General features: G+C 54.1%; 22 protein-coding genes. 9 read left to right on the top strand and 13 right to left on the bottom strand.

Going from position 1 to position 17,878, the window contains the following annotated elements:
• Window positions 1–29 precede the first annotated feature (29 nt).
• From pgi to ACOOFE_RS07610, 4 genes are all read left to right on the top strand, one after another.
• Window positions 30–1,664, top strand: coding sequence for a glucose-6-phosphate isomerase (gene pgi / locus ACOOFE_RS07625; protein ID WP_420414402.1), 1,635 nt, complete (start codon window positions 30–32; stop codon window positions 1,662–1,664).
• Between the two features lie 250 nt (window positions 1,665–1,914).
• Window positions 1,915–2,187, top strand: a complete 273-nt coding sequence (locus ACOOFE_RS07620; RefSeq protein WP_420414401.1) for a bacteriocin — start codon at window positions 1,915–1,917, stop codon at window positions 2,185–2,187.
• Between the two features lie 54 nt (window positions 2,188–2,241).
• Window positions 2,242–2,514, top strand: coding sequence for a bacteriocin (locus ACOOFE_RS07615; RefSeq protein WP_141185871.1), 273 nt, complete (start codon window positions 2,242–2,244; stop codon window positions 2,512–2,514).
• A gap of 99 nt (window positions 2,515–2,613) precedes the next feature.
• A complete protein-coding gene (locus tag ACOOFE_RS07610) occupies window positions 2,614–2,886 on the top strand; it encodes a hypothetical protein (protein WP_420414400.1) in 273 nt (90 codons plus the stop codon).
• Between the two features lie 74 nt (window positions 2,887–2,960).
• Here ACOOFE_RS07610 and ald read toward each other — a convergent pair whose 3' ends face one another.
• Window positions 2,961–4,100: an alanine dehydrogenase gene (gene ald / locus ACOOFE_RS07605; RefSeq protein WP_420414399.1), complete on the bottom strand. Its 1,140-nt coding sequence runs from the start codon at window positions 4,098–4,100 to the stop codon at window positions 2,961–2,963.
• Between the two features lie 183 nt (window positions 4,101–4,283).
• Here ald and ACOOFE_RS07600 point away from each other — a divergent pair, with 183 nt between their 5' ends.
• A complete protein-coding gene (locus ACOOFE_RS07600; protein ID WP_420414398.1) occupies window positions 4,284–4,769 on the top strand; it encodes an Lrp/AsnC family transcriptional regulator in 486 nt (161 codons plus the stop codon).
• 86 nt (window positions 4,770–4,855) lie between these two features.
• Window positions 4,856–5,737: an SMP-30/gluconolactonase/LRE family protein gene (locus ACOOFE_RS07595; protein WP_420414397.1), complete on the top strand. Its 882-nt coding sequence runs from the start codon at window positions 4,856–4,858 to the stop codon at window positions 5,735–5,737.
• Window positions 5,738–6,292: 555 nt separating this feature from the next.
• Here the strand turns inward: ACOOFE_RS07595 and ACOOFE_RS07590 are convergent.
• Window positions 6,293–7,252 carry a glutathione S-transferase family protein gene (locus tag ACOOFE_RS07590; RefSeq protein ID WP_420414396.1) on the bottom strand — a complete coding sequence of 320 codons (960 nt, stop codon included), beginning with the start codon at window positions 7,250–7,252 and terminating at the stop codon, window positions 6,293–6,295.
• Between the two features lie 43 nt (window positions 7,253–7,295).
• Entirely contained in the window at window positions 7,296–7,718 is a 423-nt protein-coding gene (locus ACOOFE_RS07585) for a DoxX family protein (RefSeq protein ID WP_420414395.1), read from the bottom strand.
• 105 nt (window positions 7,719–7,823) lie between these two features.
• Here ACOOFE_RS07585 and ACOOFE_RS07580 point away from each other — a divergent pair, with 105 nt between their 5' ends.
• Entirely contained in the window at window positions 7,824–8,723 is a 900-nt protein-coding gene (locus ACOOFE_RS07580) for a LysR family transcriptional regulator (protein WP_420414394.1), read from the top strand.
• Between the two features lie 51 nt (window positions 8,724–8,774).
• Here the strand turns inward: ACOOFE_RS07580 and ACOOFE_RS07575 are convergent, their stop codons facing one another.
• The 10 genes from ACOOFE_RS07575 to ACOOFE_RS07530 all read right to left on the bottom strand — a co-directional run bounded on the left by ACOOFE_RS07575 (window position 8,775) and on the right by ACOOFE_RS07530 (window position 14,801).
• Window positions 8,775–9,362, bottom strand: coding sequence for a hypothetical protein (locus ACOOFE_RS07575; protein ID WP_420414393.1), 588 nt, complete (start codon window positions 9,360–9,362; stop codon window positions 8,775–8,777).
• A 102-nt stretch (window positions 9,363–9,464) separates the two neighbouring features.
• On the bottom strand, window positions 9,465–10,280 hold the full coding sequence (locus ACOOFE_RS07570; protein WP_420414392.1) for a rhodanese-related sulfurtransferase: 816 nt from the start codon (window positions 10,278–10,280) through the stop codon (window positions 9,465–9,467).
• 142 nt (window positions 10,281–10,422) lie between these two features.
• Entirely contained in the window at window positions 10,423–10,788 is a 366-nt protein-coding gene (locus ACOOFE_RS07565; protein ID WP_420414391.1) for a RebB family R body protein, read from the bottom strand.
• A gap of 235 nt (window positions 10,789–11,023) precedes the next feature.
• Window positions 11,024–11,353: a RebB family R body protein gene (locus tag ACOOFE_RS07560; RefSeq protein WP_133946398.1), complete on the bottom strand. Its 330-nt coding sequence runs from the start codon at window positions 11,351–11,353 to the stop codon at window positions 11,024–11,026.
• Between the two features lie 204 nt (window positions 11,354–11,557).
• Complete coding sequence (locus tag ACOOFE_RS07555; protein ID WP_420414390.1) at window positions 11,558–12,310, bottom strand: hypothetical protein; 753 nt, start codon at window positions 12,308–12,310, stop codon at window positions 11,558–11,560.
• Window positions 12,267–12,953, bottom strand: coding sequence for a hypothetical protein (locus tag ACOOFE_RS07550; protein WP_420414389.1), 687 nt, complete (start codon window positions 12,951–12,953; stop codon window positions 12,267–12,269). The genes ACOOFE_RS07555 and ACOOFE_RS07550 overlap by 44 nt, the downstream gene beginning before the upstream one ends.
• Complete coding sequence (locus tag ACOOFE_RS07545) at window positions 12,950–13,228, bottom strand: hypothetical protein (protein ID WP_420414388.1); 279 nt, start codon at window positions 13,226–13,228, stop codon at window positions 12,950–12,952. Before ACOOFE_RS07545 ends, ACOOFE_RS07550 begins: the two co-directional genes overlap by 4 nt.
• Window positions 13,229–13,259: 31 nt before the next feature.
• Window positions 13,260–13,910 carry a hypothetical protein gene (locus ACOOFE_RS07540; RefSeq protein ID WP_420414387.1) on the bottom strand — a complete coding sequence of 217 codons (651 nt, stop codon included), beginning with the start codon at window positions 13,908–13,910 and terminating at the stop codon, window positions 13,260–13,262.
• Window positions 13,911–13,945: 35 nt separating this feature from the next.
• Window positions 13,946–14,176 carry a RebB family R body protein gene (locus ACOOFE_RS07535; RefSeq protein ID WP_141185856.1) on the bottom strand — a complete coding sequence of 77 codons (231 nt, stop codon included), beginning with the start codon at window positions 14,174–14,176 and terminating at the stop codon, window positions 13,946–13,948.
• Window positions 14,177–14,252: 76 nt separating this feature from the next.
• A complete protein-coding gene (locus tag ACOOFE_RS07530; protein WP_420414386.1) occupies window positions 14,253–14,801 on the bottom strand; it encodes an RNA polymerase sigma factor in 549 nt (182 codons plus the stop codon).
• A gap of 578 nt (window positions 14,802–15,379) precedes the next feature.
• Here ACOOFE_RS07530 and ACOOFE_RS07525 point away from each other — a divergent pair.
• On the top strand, window positions 15,380–16,153 hold the full coding sequence (locus ACOOFE_RS07525; protein WP_420414385.1) for a hypothetical protein: 774 nt from the start codon (window positions 15,380–15,382) through the stop codon (window positions 16,151–16,153).
• Between the two features lie 264 nt (window positions 16,154–16,417).
• Window positions 16,418–17,602, top strand: coding sequence for a tyrosine-type recombinase/integrase (locus ACOOFE_RS07520; protein ID WP_420414384.1), 1,185 nt, complete (start codon window positions 16,418–16,420; stop codon window positions 17,600–17,602).
• The last annotated feature ends 276 nt before the right edge of the window (window positions 17,603–17,878 follow it).

Below are 17,878 nucleotides of genomic sequence, written 5' to 3'. Positions count from 1 at the left end.
AAGTATTAAATCGATTTAAGGAAACCTGCATGACGCTTGACGCAACTTTGGAAATGCTCGCTCAGCAGGCGGACACTTTGTCCGGCACCTCACTCAGAACCCTGTTCCAGGATGACCCGGACAGGTTCTCAAAGTTCTCGGCCCATTGTGATGATCTTCTGCTCGATTATTCGAAGATCAAGCTGGATGCCAAGGTTCTCGAATTGCTGCTGCAGATCGCTCGTATAGCGGACGTGGAAAGCAAGCGAGCAGACATGTTCAGCGGCCAAAAAATCAACCAAACAGAAGACCGGGCAGTCTTGCATACAGCGCTGCGCAACCGATCGGATGAACCGGTGTTGGTTGACGGCCATGATGTGATGCCGGACATCCGGTCGGTATTGGACGCAATGGCAGACTTTGCCGAAACAATCCGTTCCGGTGACCTGACATCCTCTTCAAACGCTCCTTTCACGGACGTCGTCAATATTGGCATCGGCGGCTCAGATCTGGGGCCAGCGATGACCACGCTTGCGCTGAGCCCCTATCATGACGGCCCCGAACTCCATTACGTCTCCAATGTCGATGGCGCCCATATTGCCGACACGCTGGAAAGGCTCGATCCGGCAACCACATTGATCATCGTGGCCTCGAAGACGTTTACAACCGTCGAGACCATGACCAACGCGCAAACCGCGCGCAAATGGATCGCCGACGCGCTGGGAGAAGATGCCGTTGGCGATCACTTTGCGGCTGTCTCCACTGCCCTCGACAAAGTCGCCGCATTTGGCATTGATAAGTCCCGGGTCTTTGGCTTTTGGGATTGGGTCGGCGGCCGGTATTCTATTTGGTCGGCCATTGGGCTGCCTCTCATGATCGCGATCGGCCCGGATGCCTTCTTTGAGTTTCTTGAAGGTGCCCATGCGATGGATACACATTTCCAAACCGCACCTTTGGAAGAGAACCTGCCAGTGCTGATGGCTCTAATCGGCGTTTGGCACCGAAACGTACTCGGATACGGGTCGCGTGCCGTTCTGCCGTACGACCAGCGCCTCGCCCGCCTGCCGGCGTATTTGCAGCAGCTGGATATGGAATCAAACGGCAAACGGGTGAAACTCGACGGCACCCCGGTTGATGGCGCCACAGGCCCGCTTGTCTGGGGTGAGCCAGGCACCAATGGCCAGCACGCTTTTTACCAACTGCTGCACCAGGGAACGACTGTGATCCCGTGTGAGTTCCTGATTGCCGCAAAGGGACATGAAGACGATCTTACGCATCAGCATGAGTTGCTGATCTCCAATTGCCTGGCACAATCCGAAGCCTTGATGCTCGGCCGCACGCTGGACGAAGCAAAATCCCTGCTCGCCAGCACCGGTCTTTCGGCAGAAGACATTGATCGTCTGGCACCACATAAAGTTTTCCCCGGCGACCGCCCGTCTCTTACTCTTGCCTATAACCAGTTGACACCATTTACTCTTGGCCGGCTGATTGCGCTCTATGAGCACCGGGTATTTGTTGAAGGCGTTATCTGGGGCATCAACTCCTTTGACCAATGGGGCGTTGAACTGGGCAAGGAACTGGCGACAGCCCTCTTGCCGATTGTGCGGGGAGAAGTGGAGCCAACAACCAAGGATTCCTCGACCAGAGGATTGCTGACCGCATTGAGCGCACCGGCCTCCGATTGACCCGTTGTTGAGCAAGGTCAATGGCAGACCGTCTCATCTGCCATACTTTTGCCTCAACGAGCGGGTGTGTTCCAGCCGAAATATGGTTGAGTTGGTTTGCGAATCTGGTTTCGGCGATCCATATCGCGGATTGCCGGAAGCGCAAAACCGACCTACGTTGTGTTCATTGATTTACGCTTCGTGATTCTACATTGTGGAGCTGACCGAGAGGTGCCGTCGGGCGTCCTTTTTTAAAGAGGAGATCTCATTCATGAAAAAGCTCATTTTGCTCGCGGCCGCCGGCCTTGCGCTCGCCGGTTGTCAATCTGACAGCCAGCGCGACCGTGCGCTCGTAGGCGGTGGACTTGGCGCAGCTACCGGTGCAATTATTGGCTCTGCTATTGATGGCGGCGGAGCTGGCGGCGCAATTGCAGGTGCCGTAATTGGCGGCGTCGGCGGGGCAGCTGTCGGCGCGGCAACCACACCGAAAAACTGTGTCGCCTATGACCGCTACGGCAATCCTTACCGGGTTGTTTGCCCATAAGAGCTCCGTGAGTGCCCCATGTCCGGCATGAACCAGACAGCTAAGGAATTTGGAATGAAGAAGCTATTTTTAATTGCGGCCACAGCAGCACTACTGGCGGGCTGCCAATCCGACAGTCAGCGGGACCGTGCCCTTGTCGGTGGCGGCCTTGGCGCGGCGACCGGTGCTGTCATTGGCGCCGCGGTTGACGGTGGCGGTGCAGGCGGAGCAATCGCGGGTGCCCTGATCGGCGGCGCAGGCGGTGCTGTCGTTGGCGCAGCGACCACTCCGAAAAACTGCGTAGCTTATGACCGCTACGGCAACCCTTACCGGGTCGCCTGTCCGTAAGCTGACCAAATCGGGCGTTGGATAACAGCTCTTATTAAGAAACTGTTAACCATCGCCCCAGCACCCTGGGCGTAACCAATTGTTAACGGAGCGCCTGGGATGAAGTCCGCCCTTGCCATTTTGTCACTCACCCTGCTGCTTGCAGGCTGTGTGAATACAGAAAGCCAAAGAGACAGGATGCTGATCGGCGGCGGTCTTGGAGCGGCAACAGGCGCGACCATCGGAGCGGCAGCAGGCTCAACCGCTGGGGCAGCCTTGGCAGGTGCGGCTATTGGTGCCATCGGCGGCGGCCTCATCGGGGTCATCACCACACCGCGCAGCTGTATCGCCTACGATCAGGAGGGCACACCTTACAAGGTCAAGTGTCCATAATCACAAGGCAGAGAATCGAAAAGGCCAGCCCCAGAGGCTGGCCTTTTGTTTTTCAGTTGAGGGATAAGCTTGGCTTAGGCTGCCTTGCTGGCCGCGCTGCCCTCAAGTGCAGATGCCGGATCGACGTAATCGTATCCGAGTGCCGTGGCGACAGCCTCGCAGGTGATTTTGCCCTGATGAACATTCAGACCCGGCAGGAAGTGCGGATCGTCGAGCAGCGCTTGTTTTGCACCTTTTCCGGCAAGAGCCAACGCAAACGGCAAAGTTACGTTGTTGAGTGCATAAGCAGATGTCCGTGGTACGGCACCCGGCATGTTGGCAACGCAGTAGTGGACAACTTCATCGACGACGTAGGTCGGATCAGAATGGGTGGTGGCTTTCGATGTTTCAAAGCAGCCACCTTGGTCGATAGCAACGTCAACCAGCACGGAGCCCGGCTTCATGTTGCTGACCATTTCCGCAGTCACCAGTTTCGGCGCGGCTGCGCCAGCCACCAGCACGGCACCGACAACGATATCTGCTGCCAGGACATGTTTTTCCAAGGCAGATTTGGTCGAATAAACAGTCTTGAGGCCAGAGCCAAAAGTCTGCGCCAGGTCAGCAAGAACATGTGTGTTGCGGTCTAGAACGGTCACATCCGCTCCAAGGCCCAGCGCCATGGTGATGGCATGAGACCCAACAACACCACCGCCAATCACGACCACTTTGGCCGGCTCGACACCCGGGACACCGCCGATCAAGGTCCCAGAACCGCCGTTGATCTTTTCAAGGCTGTTGGCACCGGCCAAAACCGAGAGGCGGCCAGCAACCTGAGACATCGGCACCAGAAGCGGCAAACCGCCCTGAGCATCGGTTACGGTCTCATAGGCAATGCAGGTCGCACCAGATTTCACCAGATCCGCGGTCTGCTCTGCGTCCGGAGCCAGGTGCAAATAGGTGAACAGGATATGATGCGGGCGCAGCATGGCGCGCTCAACAGCCTGCGGCTCCTTGACCTTGACGATCATTTCCGCGGTTTCAAAAACTTCTGCTGCGGTCTGAAGGATCTTGGCACCGCAGGCTTCATAGTCGGCATCGCTTGCACCGATGCCGGCACCCGCATTTGTCTCGACAAAAACTTCATGACCATGGGCGGTCATTTCGTGAACGCTGTCCGGCGTCAAACCAACCCGGTATTCGTGGTTTTTGATCTCTTTCGGTACACCAATACGCATGAGCCCGTCTCCTCTGGGTGGGGTCTATCATTGCCTTAAGTCTATCATTCGGCGCTCCGCAGGTGCTTGCGTTCCCCTTCGGAAAACCTCCCATCCAGACAATTTTATTGCGCAAAACTCACACTCATTTGTATATTCTGCTGTCATGAGTTCTCAACCCCGCATTATGTGCAGCGCAGCATTATGATCTTAGACCGCCTCGACCGAAAAATCCTGAACGTCCTGCAATCGGACGGCCGCATCGCCAATGCCGATCTTGCGGATAAGATCGGGCTGTCCCCGTCCGCCTGCCTCCGGCGCATGCGCGCTCTGGAAGAAGCGGGAATCATCGAAAACTACGTCGCTTTGCTGGATCAAAGAAAACTTGGCCGGCGTATGGATGTCTTTGTAGAAATCTCCTTGACCGGCCAATCCAAGGAAACATTGGAGAGTTTCGAACGGGCGGTCGCCCGCTCAGAAGAGATCATGGAATGTTTTTTAATGGCCGGTGATGCCGATTATATTCTGAGGCTGACGGCTGCCGATCCGATTGATTTTGAACGCATACACCGAGATCATTTGGCTCAGCTGCCCGGTGTTTTGCGAATGAAATCGTCATTTGCTATCCGCCCGATCGTCAAACGCACAGCCCTGCCCTTGCCGGAAACCCTTGAGGTCGCAGACATCTGAACAACACAGCATTGCGCTATCGACGCTGCTGCAATCGCCCGCTATAGTCGCGGCCCTTCTTAGAGACTTTCAAGGAACCCGCTCTGGTGTCCCACACGATTACCCGATTTCTCGACACGACCTATCAGCTTGCAGAATGCCCGACATGGGACGACCGCACCAACAGCCTGCTTTGGGCCGATATCCAAGGCCGCACGATCCAGTCCATGGCCTGGGACAGCCGGGACATCACCACGTGGCATTTCGACAACGAAGTCGGGTCATTTGGCCTGTGTGACGATGGCCGGCTGATTGTCAGTGTCTGGGACAAGGTTCTCTTGTTTGATCCGAAATCCGAAACCCATGAAGTGCTGGCTGAAATCGAGACCGACAGGCCGCAGACGCGGCTGAACGACGGCAAAGTCGGTCCGGATGGCGCTTTTTGGGTTGGAACGATGGACACCAGCTCGCCGAGAGAACCAGTAGCAGGGCTGTACCGCGTCGATGGTCGGGGGGACGTCGCAGAAATCCGCGACGAATTACAGTGCTCCAACGGCCTCGCCTGGTCTCCGGACGGCGCCTACATGTACCATTCCGATACGTCGCCGGGCTGGATCGAGTGTTACGCCTTTGATGCCGATACAGGATCACTCGGCTCCAAAATGCTGTTTGCCCAGCAAACCAATGAAACCGGACGGCCGGACGGGGCGACTGTTGACAGCAGCGGCAACTACTGGAGCGGTGGTGTGTCCGCCGGTGTGGTGAATTGTTTTGCGCCAAATGGTCAGCTTTTAGACGCCATTCAAATGCCCATTCAACGGCCAACCATGCCGTGTTTTTGTGGACCTGACCTGGATCATCTGATCATAACCAGCATCAAGCAGCCGACAGATCCGACCGCGATCGAACCGGATACGCTGTCCGGCGGGCTTTTCCTCGTCGAAGGCCACAATCAAAAAGGTTTGACGGCCGACCGCTTCAAGACCTGATCAGAACCGCAAAACCCAACCCAGCTTCGTTGGCATCAGAAGTTGCTGGATATCCGGACATTTTGATCGCAATTGCGAACACGCCTTAAAACTGTCCGGGCCGGATGAACCATCACATTTTGATGGACCTTTTGATAAACAGCCGGCCGATGCACTTTACAAAGGACATCGCGTCCATTGATGATCCGGTTTTCCCAGGCAGTGTGGGCCCGGTGGGTCATTATGGTTCGTGTGATGTTTTTATACACAGCAGGCTGATGAACTTTTTCATAGCAGGCTGTTCTCATTCCAGCAGCGGAAGCAGGTGCTACCCCGAGAAACGCTGCGACCAAGGCCATCGTCAAGAAATTGATCGATAACTGCATATTACTACTCCCGTCATCAGGATTGCCAGAATTCCTGAGATGACCTTAGGGAACACACCGCAATCAGAGAAGCAAATCTGGTAAACCTGCTTAAGGAACTCCTTATTCTGCAGACTACACTTGCGATGTACCTGCGTAGGAGCGAACCACACTCGACTTCAAACTGACATCTGACTTGCCTTTCTCGATGTCAGTTCAAGTAATCCAGATCCGGTCCAAGCGGGACAATGCCGCTCGGGTTCAAAGCCTTGATAGAGTAGTATCCCGCCTTGATGTGATTGATGAACGTGGCTTTGCCAAACTCCGGCATTGCATAGAGCCGAAGGAGATACCTGCTCAAATGCGGGTAATCGCGGATCGGCCGCAAATTGCATTTGAAGAGATTCAAATAGGCGGCATCAAAGCGGATCAAGGTGACATAAAACCGGACGTCAGCCTCGGTCAGTTTGTCACCGAACAGATAGGAACGGCCATCCCCGAGACGGGTTTCCATATCGTCCAATGTGGCAAAAATCCCGCCCACGGCTTCTTCATAGGCACTCTGGCTTTGGGCAAAACCGGCACGATAGACGCCGTTGTTGAAAGTCTCATAGAGGCGTTCGCTTAGCTTCTGAATGTCCGGACCAAGCTCTTGTGGCCGGAGGCTGGGCGGCTCACCCGTCAGGTTCTGAAACGCCCTATCAAAGATCCGGATAATGTCGGCTGACTCATTGTTGATAATCCGCTTTTCCTTTTTGTCCCACAAGACTGGGACCGACGCCCGGCCTGTGAAACCCTGATCCGACCGGGTGTAGATCTCGTGCATATAGGTGGCACCGATTTCGGTATCGGCACCAGTTGCTCCCGGGAAATCGCCGAACCGCCATCCTTGCGGGCTCATGACAGGTTCCAGAACCGAGACAGTCACGAGCTCCTCGAGCTTTTTCAGATTGCGCACAATCAAAGTCCTGCCGGCCCAGGGGCAAATGTAGTTCACAAAGAGATGGAACCGGCCAGCTTCCGCTTTCAGAGCCGGTTGCCCTTCCGGTCCCGGCGCGCCATCCGCTGTGATCCTTGTCCGGAAACTCGAGATCTGGCGGACAAACCGGCCGCCATCGTCCGTCTTTTGATAAGGATGCCAGTCGGCGCTCCATTTGCCATCGATCAGCATTGTGTTTCCTCAAGTTTTTACTGTCGGTTTTTGGGCTTACAGATCAGGCTGTTCTCGCCACCAGTCGGTCGTCTTTGCCGGAAAGCGTATAGGCGCCATTGCCCAGCAGAGCCTGCACAATCAGCGCGAGAGCCCAGAATGCTGGAAACTCCCAGCCACCGTTTTCATTGGAAAACAGCCAACCATTGTGGCCATGCACAAATACGATGGCGCCGATCAGGACGGGCAGCAATGCGAGAGCCGCAATACGCGCATGAAAACCAGTGATCAGCGCCAGTGCGCCGAGCACTTCAACACCGATCGTCACATGCGCCAGAACACCTGGCAATCCCAGGGACTGAAAGAACCCGGCAGCACCTGCAGGGGTAAACACAAAAAATTTGAGCCCAGCATGTGCCAGAAACAAAACACCTAAAGACACGCGCAGCAAAAGAACGGCATAGGGACCGGTTTTGGTATCGATCATGACGATCTCCCGTAAAGAAATGTGGTTGCCCTTTCGATTTAATTAGAGCAAATATTTTTATAAACATGGAAAAATGATACTCTTTGATGCAAAATTGGAAACAATATGAATTTGATCGACGCCATGCGCGCCTTTGTGTCCGTTTATGAAACCGGCTCGTTCACCAGTGCCGCCGACAAACTCAGCACGTCCAAAACACTTGTTTCGAAGAAGGTACAGGCTCTCGAAAACCGTCTTGGAACGCGCCTTTTCAATCGGACAACCCGGAGCCTTAGTCCAACAGAAGCCGGCCAGCTTTATCACAGCCGCTGTGTCCAAGTGCTGGATGATATCGATGAACTGGAAGACCTGATCCTTCATCAGTCAGAGCAACCACGCGGACGGCTGCATGTGAGCGCGCCAACCACATTTGGGGAGCTTTACGTGGCGCCCCTTCTGCCTGAGTTCACAAAGGCCTTTCCTTGTGTCTCCGTCGACCTCAGCCTGTCGGACCGGCATGTCCATCTGGTCGATGAGGGATTTGATGTGGCGGTGCGTATCGCAGATCTGCCGAGTTCCGGTCTGATCGCCCGCAAACTTGCGCCGTCCCCGATCTACCTATGCGCTTCACCTGCTTACCTGAAGGAAAATGGCACACCGGAAAAACCAAATGATCTTGGCCAGCACCAATGCATCATCGACACGAATTTCCGCAACCCGCACAGCTGGCCGTTTCAAGAGGACGGTAATCTCATCCAGGTACCTGTCGAAGGTGGTCTATTGGTCAACAGCGCCCGTGCGGTCCGCGATTATGTCCTCGCCGGCTGCGGTCTGGCGCTCTGTCCCGGATACATGGTGTATCAGGACATTGCCGAAGGCCGCCTGAAGACGCTGCTCTCAAGCTTCAACGCTTTCGAGATCAATGCCTACGTGATCTACAATTCCAAACGGAATATGGCGCCCAAAGTGCGAGTCTTCGTCGACTTTCTCGCCAAAAAGCTACAACCGATTGGCCAGACCTGGTGAGCATCCACTTCAATGTGGTTCGGAACTATCGCCAACTTCTGCAACGAAAAGTCAGCTCCGGCAGCCGCGAACCCGAACCGGCTGCCAAACCGTGCGGGCTGGTTGCACCTGAACCCTACGGGTTACCGTCTTATAGACCGCCGGCTTTTGAACCCGGTACTGACTTGCGGGCTGCACCAAGACCTTTTCTTTAACATGGCTGTAGACCGCAGGCTGCCGGACCGCCACCCGGGAAGCCGGTTTCACCAACACTTGCTGGCTCGCCATCTGGTAAACGGCAGGATAGTGAACCTTGCACAGGATCCTGCGGCCCTTGATGGTCCGGTATTCCCATCCGCTGCTGGCCGGTTTTGCCAAAACCCTATGTTGCTGTGTTCGATAAATAGCCGGACTCGTCCGGTAACTCACCCGTTCCGGCTGAACCAGAACGCGACGGGTTTGAAAAGAATAGACCGCCGGTTTTTGTACAACATAACTGCTGGCCGCCTGAACCAAGACCCGCTCCTGAACAGTCTGATAAACCGCCGGCACCACAGCCTGTTCGTAACAGGACGATGCATATCCGCCAGCGGAAGCTGGAGCGAGAGCAATTGAGCTAAAAAACAGCGCGGCGGCCGCGCTCCAGAATGTGCGACGCATGACACTTCCCCCAGTCTGGTACAGGAACCTTTCTGTACTTTGACTTTAGGGAAGCTTCACCAGCGGGAAAAGCTAAAAGTTAACGGCCGTTAAGATTTTCTTTTACTCAGAATCTGGGGCGCCTTCTTTAGCCGGGCCTTTTTCGTAGTCGGTGTCTTCATTGATGATGTGCCTGGCTTCCTCCGGCACCCATTCACCCCAGCGCGGTTCCAACTTGTGATCGACGGAAACCCGGTCATCAAAAACAAAACACTCGCCCTTCCAGAGGCTTTTATCTTCCGGCACCTTCTCCAGATAATTCAATATACCGCCTTCGAGGTGATAGACATCGTCAAAGCCGTTCTTCAGCATCCAGGTGGTCGCTTTTTCGCAGCGGATCCCACCTGTGCAGAACATCGCAACTTTTGGCTTTTCCTTCAGGGTGTCCTGATCATGCACCCAGTCCGGGAACTCCCGAAAAGACTGGGTTTCCGGATTAACCGCGCCATCAAACGTGCCAAAGGCGTATTCATAATCATTGCGGGTATCGATGACGATGACACCAGGTTCGGAAATCAACGCATTCCAGTCTTCTGGTTTGACGTATTCGCCAACCACCTCATTCGGGTCGATACCGTCGACCGCAAGACGAACAATCTCCTGCTTGAGCCGCACCTTCATGCGTTTGAAGACGTGCCGGTGCGTCCAGGACTCTTTGTGCGTCAGACTTGCCAGCCGTTCGTCGGAGCGAAGATGGTCCAGAACCGCACGCACGCCCGCTTCAGGCCCGCAGATCGTGCCGTTGATACCCTCAGCGGCGAGCAGAATACTGCCGCGCACATCCTGGGTCACACAAAATGCTTTCAGCGGATCGCGCATCTCCTCGAAATCATCGAGCGGCGTGAACAGATAAAGGGCTGCGACAAGAAAGTCGTTCATGGAGCGTGTTCTTTTTGCTTGAAGGCGCTGTAGGGCATTGCCCGTTTGGCGCCTTCTATACAGCGACACCCCCCAGTCTGAAAAGACCGCACTTTTGGCAGCCTGTTTTACTGACTTCGAACCACCCCGCACCAGGCGGCCGCTACACCACTTCTTTCAACGCTTTTAGAAGCGAGAGGATGTCCTGATCCGGATTTTCAGCGGCCGCGGCCGCCGTGCTGCTGCTGTCTGTGATCTTCTGCAATTGGGCAATGCCCGCCTTCAACGCACTTTGCGCAAGCTGGGTCTGCTGTTGCTGCGTTGCAACCGTATTTTCATAAAGGATGCTGAGAGAATTCGCGTTGGAAACATAGATGCTTGTCGCGGCCAAAGCTGGAGACATCCCCAGCACTAGGTCGTTGAGATTGGCTGCTTCGCTTATTTTTGACAAAGCTTCCAGCTCATTTTCAAGGTCTGTAATCGGATCATCGGCCGGACCAGCCGGTTGGGTTTGAGGTTTTGTCGGCATGATATCTTCCTCCACGTGCCGGAAACGTCCGGCTTGCTGCGGGCGCCACCTGCCCTTTCCATCCCGAATTGGTGCTGATTGGACGAATATCCGAACCAAACTGCCGCCAATTACCAACGGGACGCAGATAGAAGTATCAACCTTAAGTTGCTAAAAATCCATTATACTCATCACGCACAAGGGCTCCGCTCCAGAAACTGGAACAGAGCCAAGAGTTTATTGATCCAGTGCCGGTTTACCGGCCGCCGCTGAAAGCCTGTAAAACGGTCATCAGACCGGTCAGATTGTCCGCGACACCGGTTTGGCCAACCTTTTCGGTTGCCCCTGCACCGGCCATCGTATCCATGCTGTAAATCTGCATGACACCCTGGTTCACAGCTGCCTGCGCCAGGATATTCTGCTGCTGCTGTGCCGCCACTGCATTCTCAAACAGAATGCCAGTTGAATGCGCCATAGACTGATACAGTGTACTGATGGCCATGGCCGGGGATTCACCGACCACCTTGACGTTGGATTGGGTCACGGCATCCGTGACCATCGGGTTCACTGTTACGGGATCTGCCATACTTGCTACTCCTTGAGCTGAGCCGGACTAGATCCGGCCATGGGCATCTGATTAGACGCACCTTTGCTTGGAATGTGACGGCAAAACTCACTTATCTGATTGAAATTACTCTAAAATAGCGCAACATCTCAAGGAGGCTGCATAGAGCAGAAGAGGCCCGCCAGCAGGATGCCAGCGGGCTCAATAATCCGGAGTCCAGCCGGATCACTTTTGCAGATTTCCGGACTGCTGAGCCGACGCCACCTTATTGCGCAAGACCGAAAGCTGGCGCTCGACCTCCCTGGAGACCATCACATTGATGTTACCCATCAGCGTGTTGAGCTGGTAGGCAACTTTCGGGTCGGCCAATGCGGCCGCCTCTGCTCCCAAATGCGGTAAACCTTTTAGCTTGTCGCCGGTTTGCTGTTGGCTGGCTTTTAGAAGGTCTGTCAAAGATGCTTTGTTATTCAACAACTCCTCGAGGGCCGTTTGTTGCGCAATCATCGCCTTTGATAATTGTTCAGCTTTATCCCGGGCATCGCCGAGAACCCGCTCAACCGCTTGCATGCCCTCATCCAGGGCCGTGTCCCCGGCTTCCTTTTTTTTCATGATCTCTGCGGCAATCCCGACCACCGCCGGCAATGACCGGTAGAGGGTTTGATAATCGGTTTGAAGTGACGAAGTTTTTAAAAAACCCTCCAGAATCTGCTTCAAAAGATCCGGGGATGGTGTGCCGCGGCTGGATGACCGCGTTGACTGGCTGTCCGAATTGCCAGCTTTGGCTTGCCGAGCACCTGCAGACGCTGTTTGTCCTGAGTTCTCTAAAGCAGTTTGACCTTCGGCCGCTCTTGCGGTGCCCGGCGTCCCACTGGCCTCTTGAGGCGCTGGTGACGAAACAGCTTCTCCCGGAGCTTCAGCTCCCGAAGGTTTCGGATCATCCACGTTTGCGGGACCTGGTTGACTTGCTTTGCGTGCCATTTTCCGGCTCCTTCACAAAGGTCTCTTCCGGTTGTTGGGGAGTGAGTTCCAGGTCGCTGGGATCAGAAGTTGCGTAAACCATCTCGCTTGCGGCTTCGGTCCGGCCCATAGAAAATGCCGCGTCCAGGTCTATCTCAGCAGTCTCAGTGCTCTCATTATTGACGCCGCCATTTCCTGATTGTCTTGTGGTGGCTCTGCGCATGGAAACAGGCAAGCTTGCGGACATTGGCCGGCATGCGAGAATGTCGCGGTTCCAATCCCGGATTTGGCCGCGGCATCGTTCTTGCGGTCTCTGCGGCCGGTCGGGCCGCGAACTGGACCCTTCAACGTGGATCATTCGCCACTCAACATCTGCACAATGGCAGTGGACTACCTTCTCCGACTCCCGGACCTCACTTTGAGCTGAGTGTTTCCTGAGATCGCTCGCCTCGATGTCTGCCGTTTCATCATCGAGTGCCCGGATCGCGGCTTCAATTGCGGTTCTAGCCTCAATCAGAGACGACGAGCGTTGACCAAAATGGGCATGGACCGGTGTCAGCTGTGCGCTTTCACGTCCCTGACCTGCTGCCTCACTCCAGGTCAGCAGACATTCCAGGAGCTGTTCATCGATCTCCTGGCAAGCATATGCGAGATGGGCAGTCATTGTTTTCTCCCGATCATGCGGTCAACCAGTCGTTTGACCGTTTCTTGCTCTTCAGCTTCCAAGTCGTCAAAAGCCTCGGTAAGCGTCTTTTCTTTCGGCCCGGTCTGCGGCAGGTCAGGTTCATAAGTGTCCCGGTCATCGGTATTTTGGTTCTTTTTGTCCTTTCCCGACCCGTTGTCACATATGAAAGCCTGTACAGTCAGCGATAGCCTTATAGTCGGGCCATTGAACATATATTCTGATGGCCTGTTGAAGAGATCGATGGATTCCAGCATTGGCAGCCTCCTCGTAATTCAGCCAGCACAGTCATGATCCCGCCTTGAAATCCGAGATCACCGTTTTGGCCGACGTACCAGCTGTCGTGCTGACTGTTCCGTACACAGTAACCGCTTGGGTCACCATTTGCTGAATATCGGTAAGCAGAGGCACTTCAGCGCCTGCCAGGGCTGGGTTTTCGGCCGCTTTTTTTATTGCAACAGCCTGAGCAGCAACTGCGATTTGCATAATCGCGTTCATGTAATTGGCTGCATCTTGGACAGCGAGCCCGGTCGTTTGCCCAACCATGAGTTCCGGCGGCGTTGCAACCATGGTGGCTGCATAGTCCGCGTTCTCATAGTTCGAGAATTCAGCAGCCTGCACAGCCTGCTGGTTTAGGGCTGACGTTGACGGGGCAGACCCGCCACCGAGGGTTTGCTGACTGGAGTTGGTGCCGGAACCATCGCCATTCGTTCCATCATTGCTGCCCGATCCCCCCGGCGTTCCTGCAGGGTTGGAAGACGGATCGTTGCCGTTGTTGTCACCTGCCATAGCACCCTGGTCCTTTTGTGCTGCCGGCTTCAAATGGCCGTTAGAATCCCGCGACAAACCTGGCACGGTTTCTTTTGACGGAGACGCTGGCTCCTGAGAGTTTGGCGCCGCCTTGCCACGGGTCATCATTGTCTTGAGCGCACCAAACATGGCCTATTCCTCCCTGCTTGGCGCGCCGGCATTGATTATGCCGATTCACCAATATCCATGATCAGCTGACATGCCTTGGAGACAACTGCCGTTGTGATCTGGTTCATGGCTTGCTGGCTGTGAACTGCATTCTGGATTGACAAGCCGGAGGCATGACTGGCGACTTGGTAGAGGCTGGCGATCGCTTGTGCCGGGGCTTCTGCAACCACCTTGACGTTGGTCTGTGTCACCGCATCCGTGATTTGTGCATTGACGATGTCAGCCATGTCTTCATCCTATTCCGTCTTGATCGCGATCCATTAGGCCTGATGTCCGGTTCTCACCGTCAAGGAAATGGACGCATCATTGCACCGCCTGTGACATACCGTTGCGTGGGGTCGCGTGTCCGCGCTCATCCATAAGAGCCGCCCGCAAATGTTCCCGCAGGTGCTGAACCCGTTTGCGGGCAAGCGGTTCGGAGATTGCCATCTTGCCGGCAATCTCCCGGTAGCTGCATTCTTCGCAGAACCTTAGCCTGAAAATCCGCTTGAACTCCGGTGTCAGTGCGTTGACGACGGCCAATACTCCACGGAGGGCGTCTTGATGCCGCAGCAGGTTTTCCTGATCCGGCTGGCGGTCAGCAAGCCCTGCCTGATGATCTTGATAAATGTCGGTTCCAAAATCACGGACCTGCCGCTCTGACGTCTCTTTGCGCAACCGGCTGATGTGCTCGTTTTTCATGGCAAACAGCAAAAATGCCCGCGGTTCGCGCACGTCTGTGCCATTTCTTTCCACATGGCTCACCGCTTTGATCAAGGTTGCAGACAGAAGATCCTCCGCTGCCTCCCGATCGCCGCGTGTCAAACGCAGCGCCCGGCGGCGCAGGACCTGCCCATCGTCAATCCAGCTCATCCATAAACTCTGTGCTGGTCCACTCCACGTCATAACTTGTGCGTCCCTGCCCGTCATTTTGGGTCTCGCCTCGTATTTTTGAACACGTTTTGTTCACACAACCACTAGACGATAGGAATTAATTCTTGTGAACGCTTTTTTGTGAATTTTCATTACTGCAGCGAGGGACCCAACTGAAATTCCTGTTTATGTTGAGATAACCACCTGAAGCGTAATCCAATCACTTTATCCTTAGACACAAAGTTTACAACCACAAATACAACCTGGGTTAGCAGTACTCATTCTAGCGCTTCGCAGACCGCTTGGGACCGAGCCTATAGGCAGGGCTTCAGAAGGAGCGGAGGCGCAGTCGGTCAAAACCCTTCAACCCGCTGCTTCCAATCCCATGCGGGCGCCTGACCGGAAACGCCCAGACCATTGCAAAACCGGATAACCAGCCGTCATTCCGATCGGAAAAAAACCGTTGGCGAAACTCTCATCTGGAAAAAATTGCAGTTTTTGATATTACTAATAGAAATAGTATCACCCCCCAGCTCAAGAGCAGTTTACCTCTCATGATGAACAAGGGAATTTCATGAATGTATACATCTGAGCATACGGCCGAACAACAGTCATTTCTGCAGTTGTTTCATTTGGCCGCCAGATGTGATTGTCTTTATCTGCTTGATTTTTATTGCCAGCATCTCTTCGATCACGATCAGACATCCTTACTGTCGGATCACCAGCGCGGCTTGTTGGCGGAAGTTGCCCAGGACGACATTTTCGCCAAGGCGGCAGAAATCGGCCCCCTTGAAGGGGCAGCAAATGCTGATGGCCAACCAGATGGCCCGGTTTGTTTTGTCAAATCACTGCCGGTCGAAAATGTTGAATCCGGCCTTGCTGGCACGGAAGAAAAATTCTTGTTTCAGCTTTGGCGGTCCGACAAAGGATTGATCCATTCAGATTCCCGCTTAACCCGGCTGTCCTCAAAATGCATCCTCACCCTGCCGGAAGCTGATCCCGGCAAGGTGCCGCATGTCACCTTTGCAGGCCGTCAAAGTGTTTTCCGCAAGATTTTTCCCAACGCCATCTCCAATGACAAGCCAGTACTGGCCAACCTTCCGGACCATTATTTGGAAGCGGCGGCGGAAGCCTATCACGTTGCTTTTGCCGGAGAGCCCTCATTTGACATTCAGCGCACCGGGCCCTTACTCGGCCCTTCGGTTCCGGACATGACTTTGCAACGCCTGGTACTTAAATTCCGGACGGCAACCGGCTTTGAACGCGTATTCAGCCTAATTAAACTGCTGCAAATTCATAGCCCACCAGCGACACAAGCAAAAACTGCCCTGGCCAACCTTGAGCCGGTATGAACAGCCAGAAGTAGGCACTGAGAACACACGATTGACCGCAATCTGGATGTTTTCGAAAACATTGGTGGGTGAGTGGGGGCTCGAACCCCAGACCCGCTGATTAAGAGTTTCGATTTTGACGTATTTCTGCGCGTCAAAAAGTGACTTTAAGTGTCTGAAAAAGTAATTAAAATACCATAAATTGCAACTACCAATTTTTCGCAAAAAACGCTACTTTTTCGTAATCGGCATACCCTGGAACACCCCCTGCTAGACCGCCTGATTATGAAACTGACTGACACCGCCATCGCAAGAATCGTCCCCGGCTCTTCTGGAGAAGTTGTTGTCCGGGATTCTCAACTGACCGGATTTGCGGTCCGTGTCCGCCGAAACTCGAACGGCTCTCTAAGCCGGTCTTTCCTGGTGCTCTATCAAGAACGGGTTGATGGCAAGCGGCGGACCGTCAAGGCAATGATTGGCCAATGGAAGAACCCCTGGCGCGCAGGAGCAGCACGAGACGAGGCCGCCCGCCTTCTTGAGGCGCGCGACAAGGGCGAACGGATGATAAGCGCCAAGATGGCGCGAAAACTCGCTCGGACCGTCGCCGATCTCGAAAAGGGTTTCAGAAACGACCATCTGGATACCGTGAAGCCGTCAACTGCGAAGGATTACGGCAGGCTATTGGATAGAAGAATTCTTCCGGCCTTTGGAGAGCATAAAGTCGAAGAAGTCACGAGAAGCGAAATCCGTGATTGGCACGCCGCTATGAGAAAGACCCCCTATTCCGCAAACCGTGCCCTCGCCGTGCTTAGCCGGATGTTCACATATGCAATTGAACGGGAATGGCGGACCGACAATCCCGTAGTTGGGATCAAAAAGTATCCGGAACAGAAACGAGAAGCATGGATTGATGAGCACGACCTGCCAGCCTTCAAACAAGCACTCGCGCAACGGAGCGGTCCCTATGCAGAGACAATTCGATTTCTTGCTGTAAGTGGCTGGCGCGTCTCCGAAGCACTCAACATGCGATGGTCGGATGTCGACTTAAAGCGCCAAATCGTGTTTTTGCCGGATACCAAGACCGGCGCACAAAAACGATCGATCTCGACTGATGCAGCAAAAATCATTGATCGACAGCCCGAACGAACAGGACATGTCTTTTTCCTTCGTGGCCAGCATTTTCCCTTGTGCCGAAAAAAGCTGCGTGACGAATTAATCGCGGTCTGTGAAGCAGCAGACATCACACCGATCACACTACATGGCCTCCGCCATACGGCAGCCACCTGGTCCGCAATCGCTGGCGCAAATACAATGGAACTAAGAGAGGCCTTTGGCTGGAAAACATCGCAAATGGCTGAACGATACGTAGAGCGTGCAGAAACGCTTTCCCGCCGCGGAGCTGAACGAGCTGCAAATGCAATCAACCTGTTTGATACACCGTCAGCAAAAGTGACGAAGTTACACAGATAGCTTTGAGCTGATATCCACTTTTCAATTTTTTTTCGCCCAAACTTTGGCGTTAACCGGCAAGATTTCACGCCGCGCCGAAAATATACAATTTTTACGATTTCGGCCCCTCAAGTTCCTGAAACTAATATTCATTCTTACAAACATCTCGTGTATATCTATAAAATGCCAAATAATAATAAAATCGGTTGCAACAAAATCCGACAATATGGCGCACAAAACCCCAAATTTTGGATTTTTTACTTAATACTATTATTTGACACGAGCTTTTATTAAGTA

This window comes from Roseibium sp. (assembly GCF_965216085.1).
Classification (GTDB): domain Bacteria; phylum Pseudomonadota; class Alphaproteobacteria; order Rhizobiales; family Stappiaceae; genus Roseibium.
The sequence above is the reverse complement of the archived record's forward strand: the minus strand, read 5'-3'. Positions and strand labels throughout refer to the sequence as shown.

Bases quoted from the DNA above. Each gene is read 5' to 3' on its own strand.
- pgi (WP_420414402.1), top strand. From the start codon at position 30: ATGACGCTTGACGCAACTTTGGAAATGCTCGCTCAGCAGGCGGACACT.
- ACOOFE_RS07620 (WP_420414401.1), top strand. From the start codon at position 1,915: ATGAAAAAGCTCATTTTGCTCGCGGCCGCCGGCCTTGCGCTCGCCGGT.
- ACOOFE_RS07615 (WP_141185871.1), top strand. From the start codon at position 2,242: ATGAAGAAGCTATTTTTAATTGCGGCCACAGCAGCACTACTGGCGGGC.
- ACOOFE_RS07610 (WP_420414400.1), top strand. From the start codon at position 2,614: ATGAAGTCCGCCCTTGCCATTTTGTCACTCACCCTGCTGCTTGCAGGC.
- ald (WP_420414399.1), bottom strand. From the start codon at position 4,100: ATGCGTATTGGTGTACCGAAAGAGATCAAAAACCACGAATACCGGGTT.
- ACOOFE_RS07600 (WP_420414398.1), top strand. From the start codon at position 4,284: ATGATCTTAGACCGCCTCGACCGAAAAATCCTGAACGTCCTGCAATCG.
- ACOOFE_RS07590 (WP_420414396.1), bottom strand. From the start codon at position 7,252: ATGCTGATCGATGGCAAATGGAGCGCCGACTGGCATCCTTATCAAAAG.
- ACOOFE_RS07585 (WP_420414395.1), bottom strand. From the start codon at position 7,718: ATGATCGATACCAAAACCGGTCCCTATGCCGTTCTTTTGCTGCGCGTG.
- ACOOFE_RS07580 (WP_420414394.1), top strand. From the start codon at position 7,824: ATGAATTTGATCGACGCCATGCGCGCCTTTGTGTCCGTTTATGAAACC.
- ACOOFE_RS07575 (WP_420414393.1), bottom strand. From the start codon at position 9,362: ATGCGTCGCACATTCTGGAGCGCGGCCGCCGCGCTGTTTTTTAGCTCA.
- ACOOFE_RS07570 (WP_420414392.1), bottom strand. From the start codon at position 10,280: ATGAACGACTTTCTTGTCGCAGCCCTTTATCTGTTCACGCCGCTCGAT.
- ACOOFE_RS07565 (WP_420414391.1), bottom strand. From the start codon at position 10,788: ATGCCGACAAAACCTCAAACCCAACCGGCTGGTCCGGCCGATGATCCG.
- ACOOFE_RS07560 (WP_133946398.1), bottom strand. From the start codon at position 11,353: ATGGCAGATCCCGTAACAGTGAACCCGATGGTCACGGATGCCGTGACC.
- ACOOFE_RS07555 (WP_420414390.1), bottom strand. From the start codon at position 12,310: ATGGCACGCAAAGCAAGTCAACCAGGTCCCGCAAACGTGGATGATCCG.
- ACOOFE_RS07550 (WP_420414389.1), bottom strand. From the start codon at position 12,953: ATGACTGCCCATCTCGCATATGCTTGCCAGGAGATCGATGAACAGCTC.
- ACOOFE_RS07545 (WP_420414388.1), bottom strand. From the start codon at position 13,228: ATGCTGGAATCCATCGATCTCTTCAACAGGCCATCAGAATATATGTTC.
- ACOOFE_RS07540 (WP_420414387.1), bottom strand. From the start codon at position 13,910: ATGTTTGGTGCGCTCAAGACAATGATGACCCGTGGCAAGGCGGCGCCA.
- ACOOFE_RS07535 (WP_141185856.1), bottom strand. From the start codon at position 14,176: ATGGCTGACATCGTCAATGCACAAATCACGGATGCGGTGACACAGACC.
- ACOOFE_RS07530 (WP_420414386.1), bottom strand. From the start codon at position 14,801: ATGAGCTGGATTGACGATGGGCAGGTCCTGCGCCGCCGGGCGCTGCGT.
- ACOOFE_RS07525 (WP_420414385.1), top strand. From the start codon at position 15,380: ATGTATACATCTGAGCATACGGCCGAACAACAGTCATTTCTGCAGTTG.
- ACOOFE_RS07520 (WP_420414384.1), top strand. From the start codon at position 16,418: ATGAAACTGACTGACACCGCCATCGCAAGAATCGTCCCCGGCTCTTCT.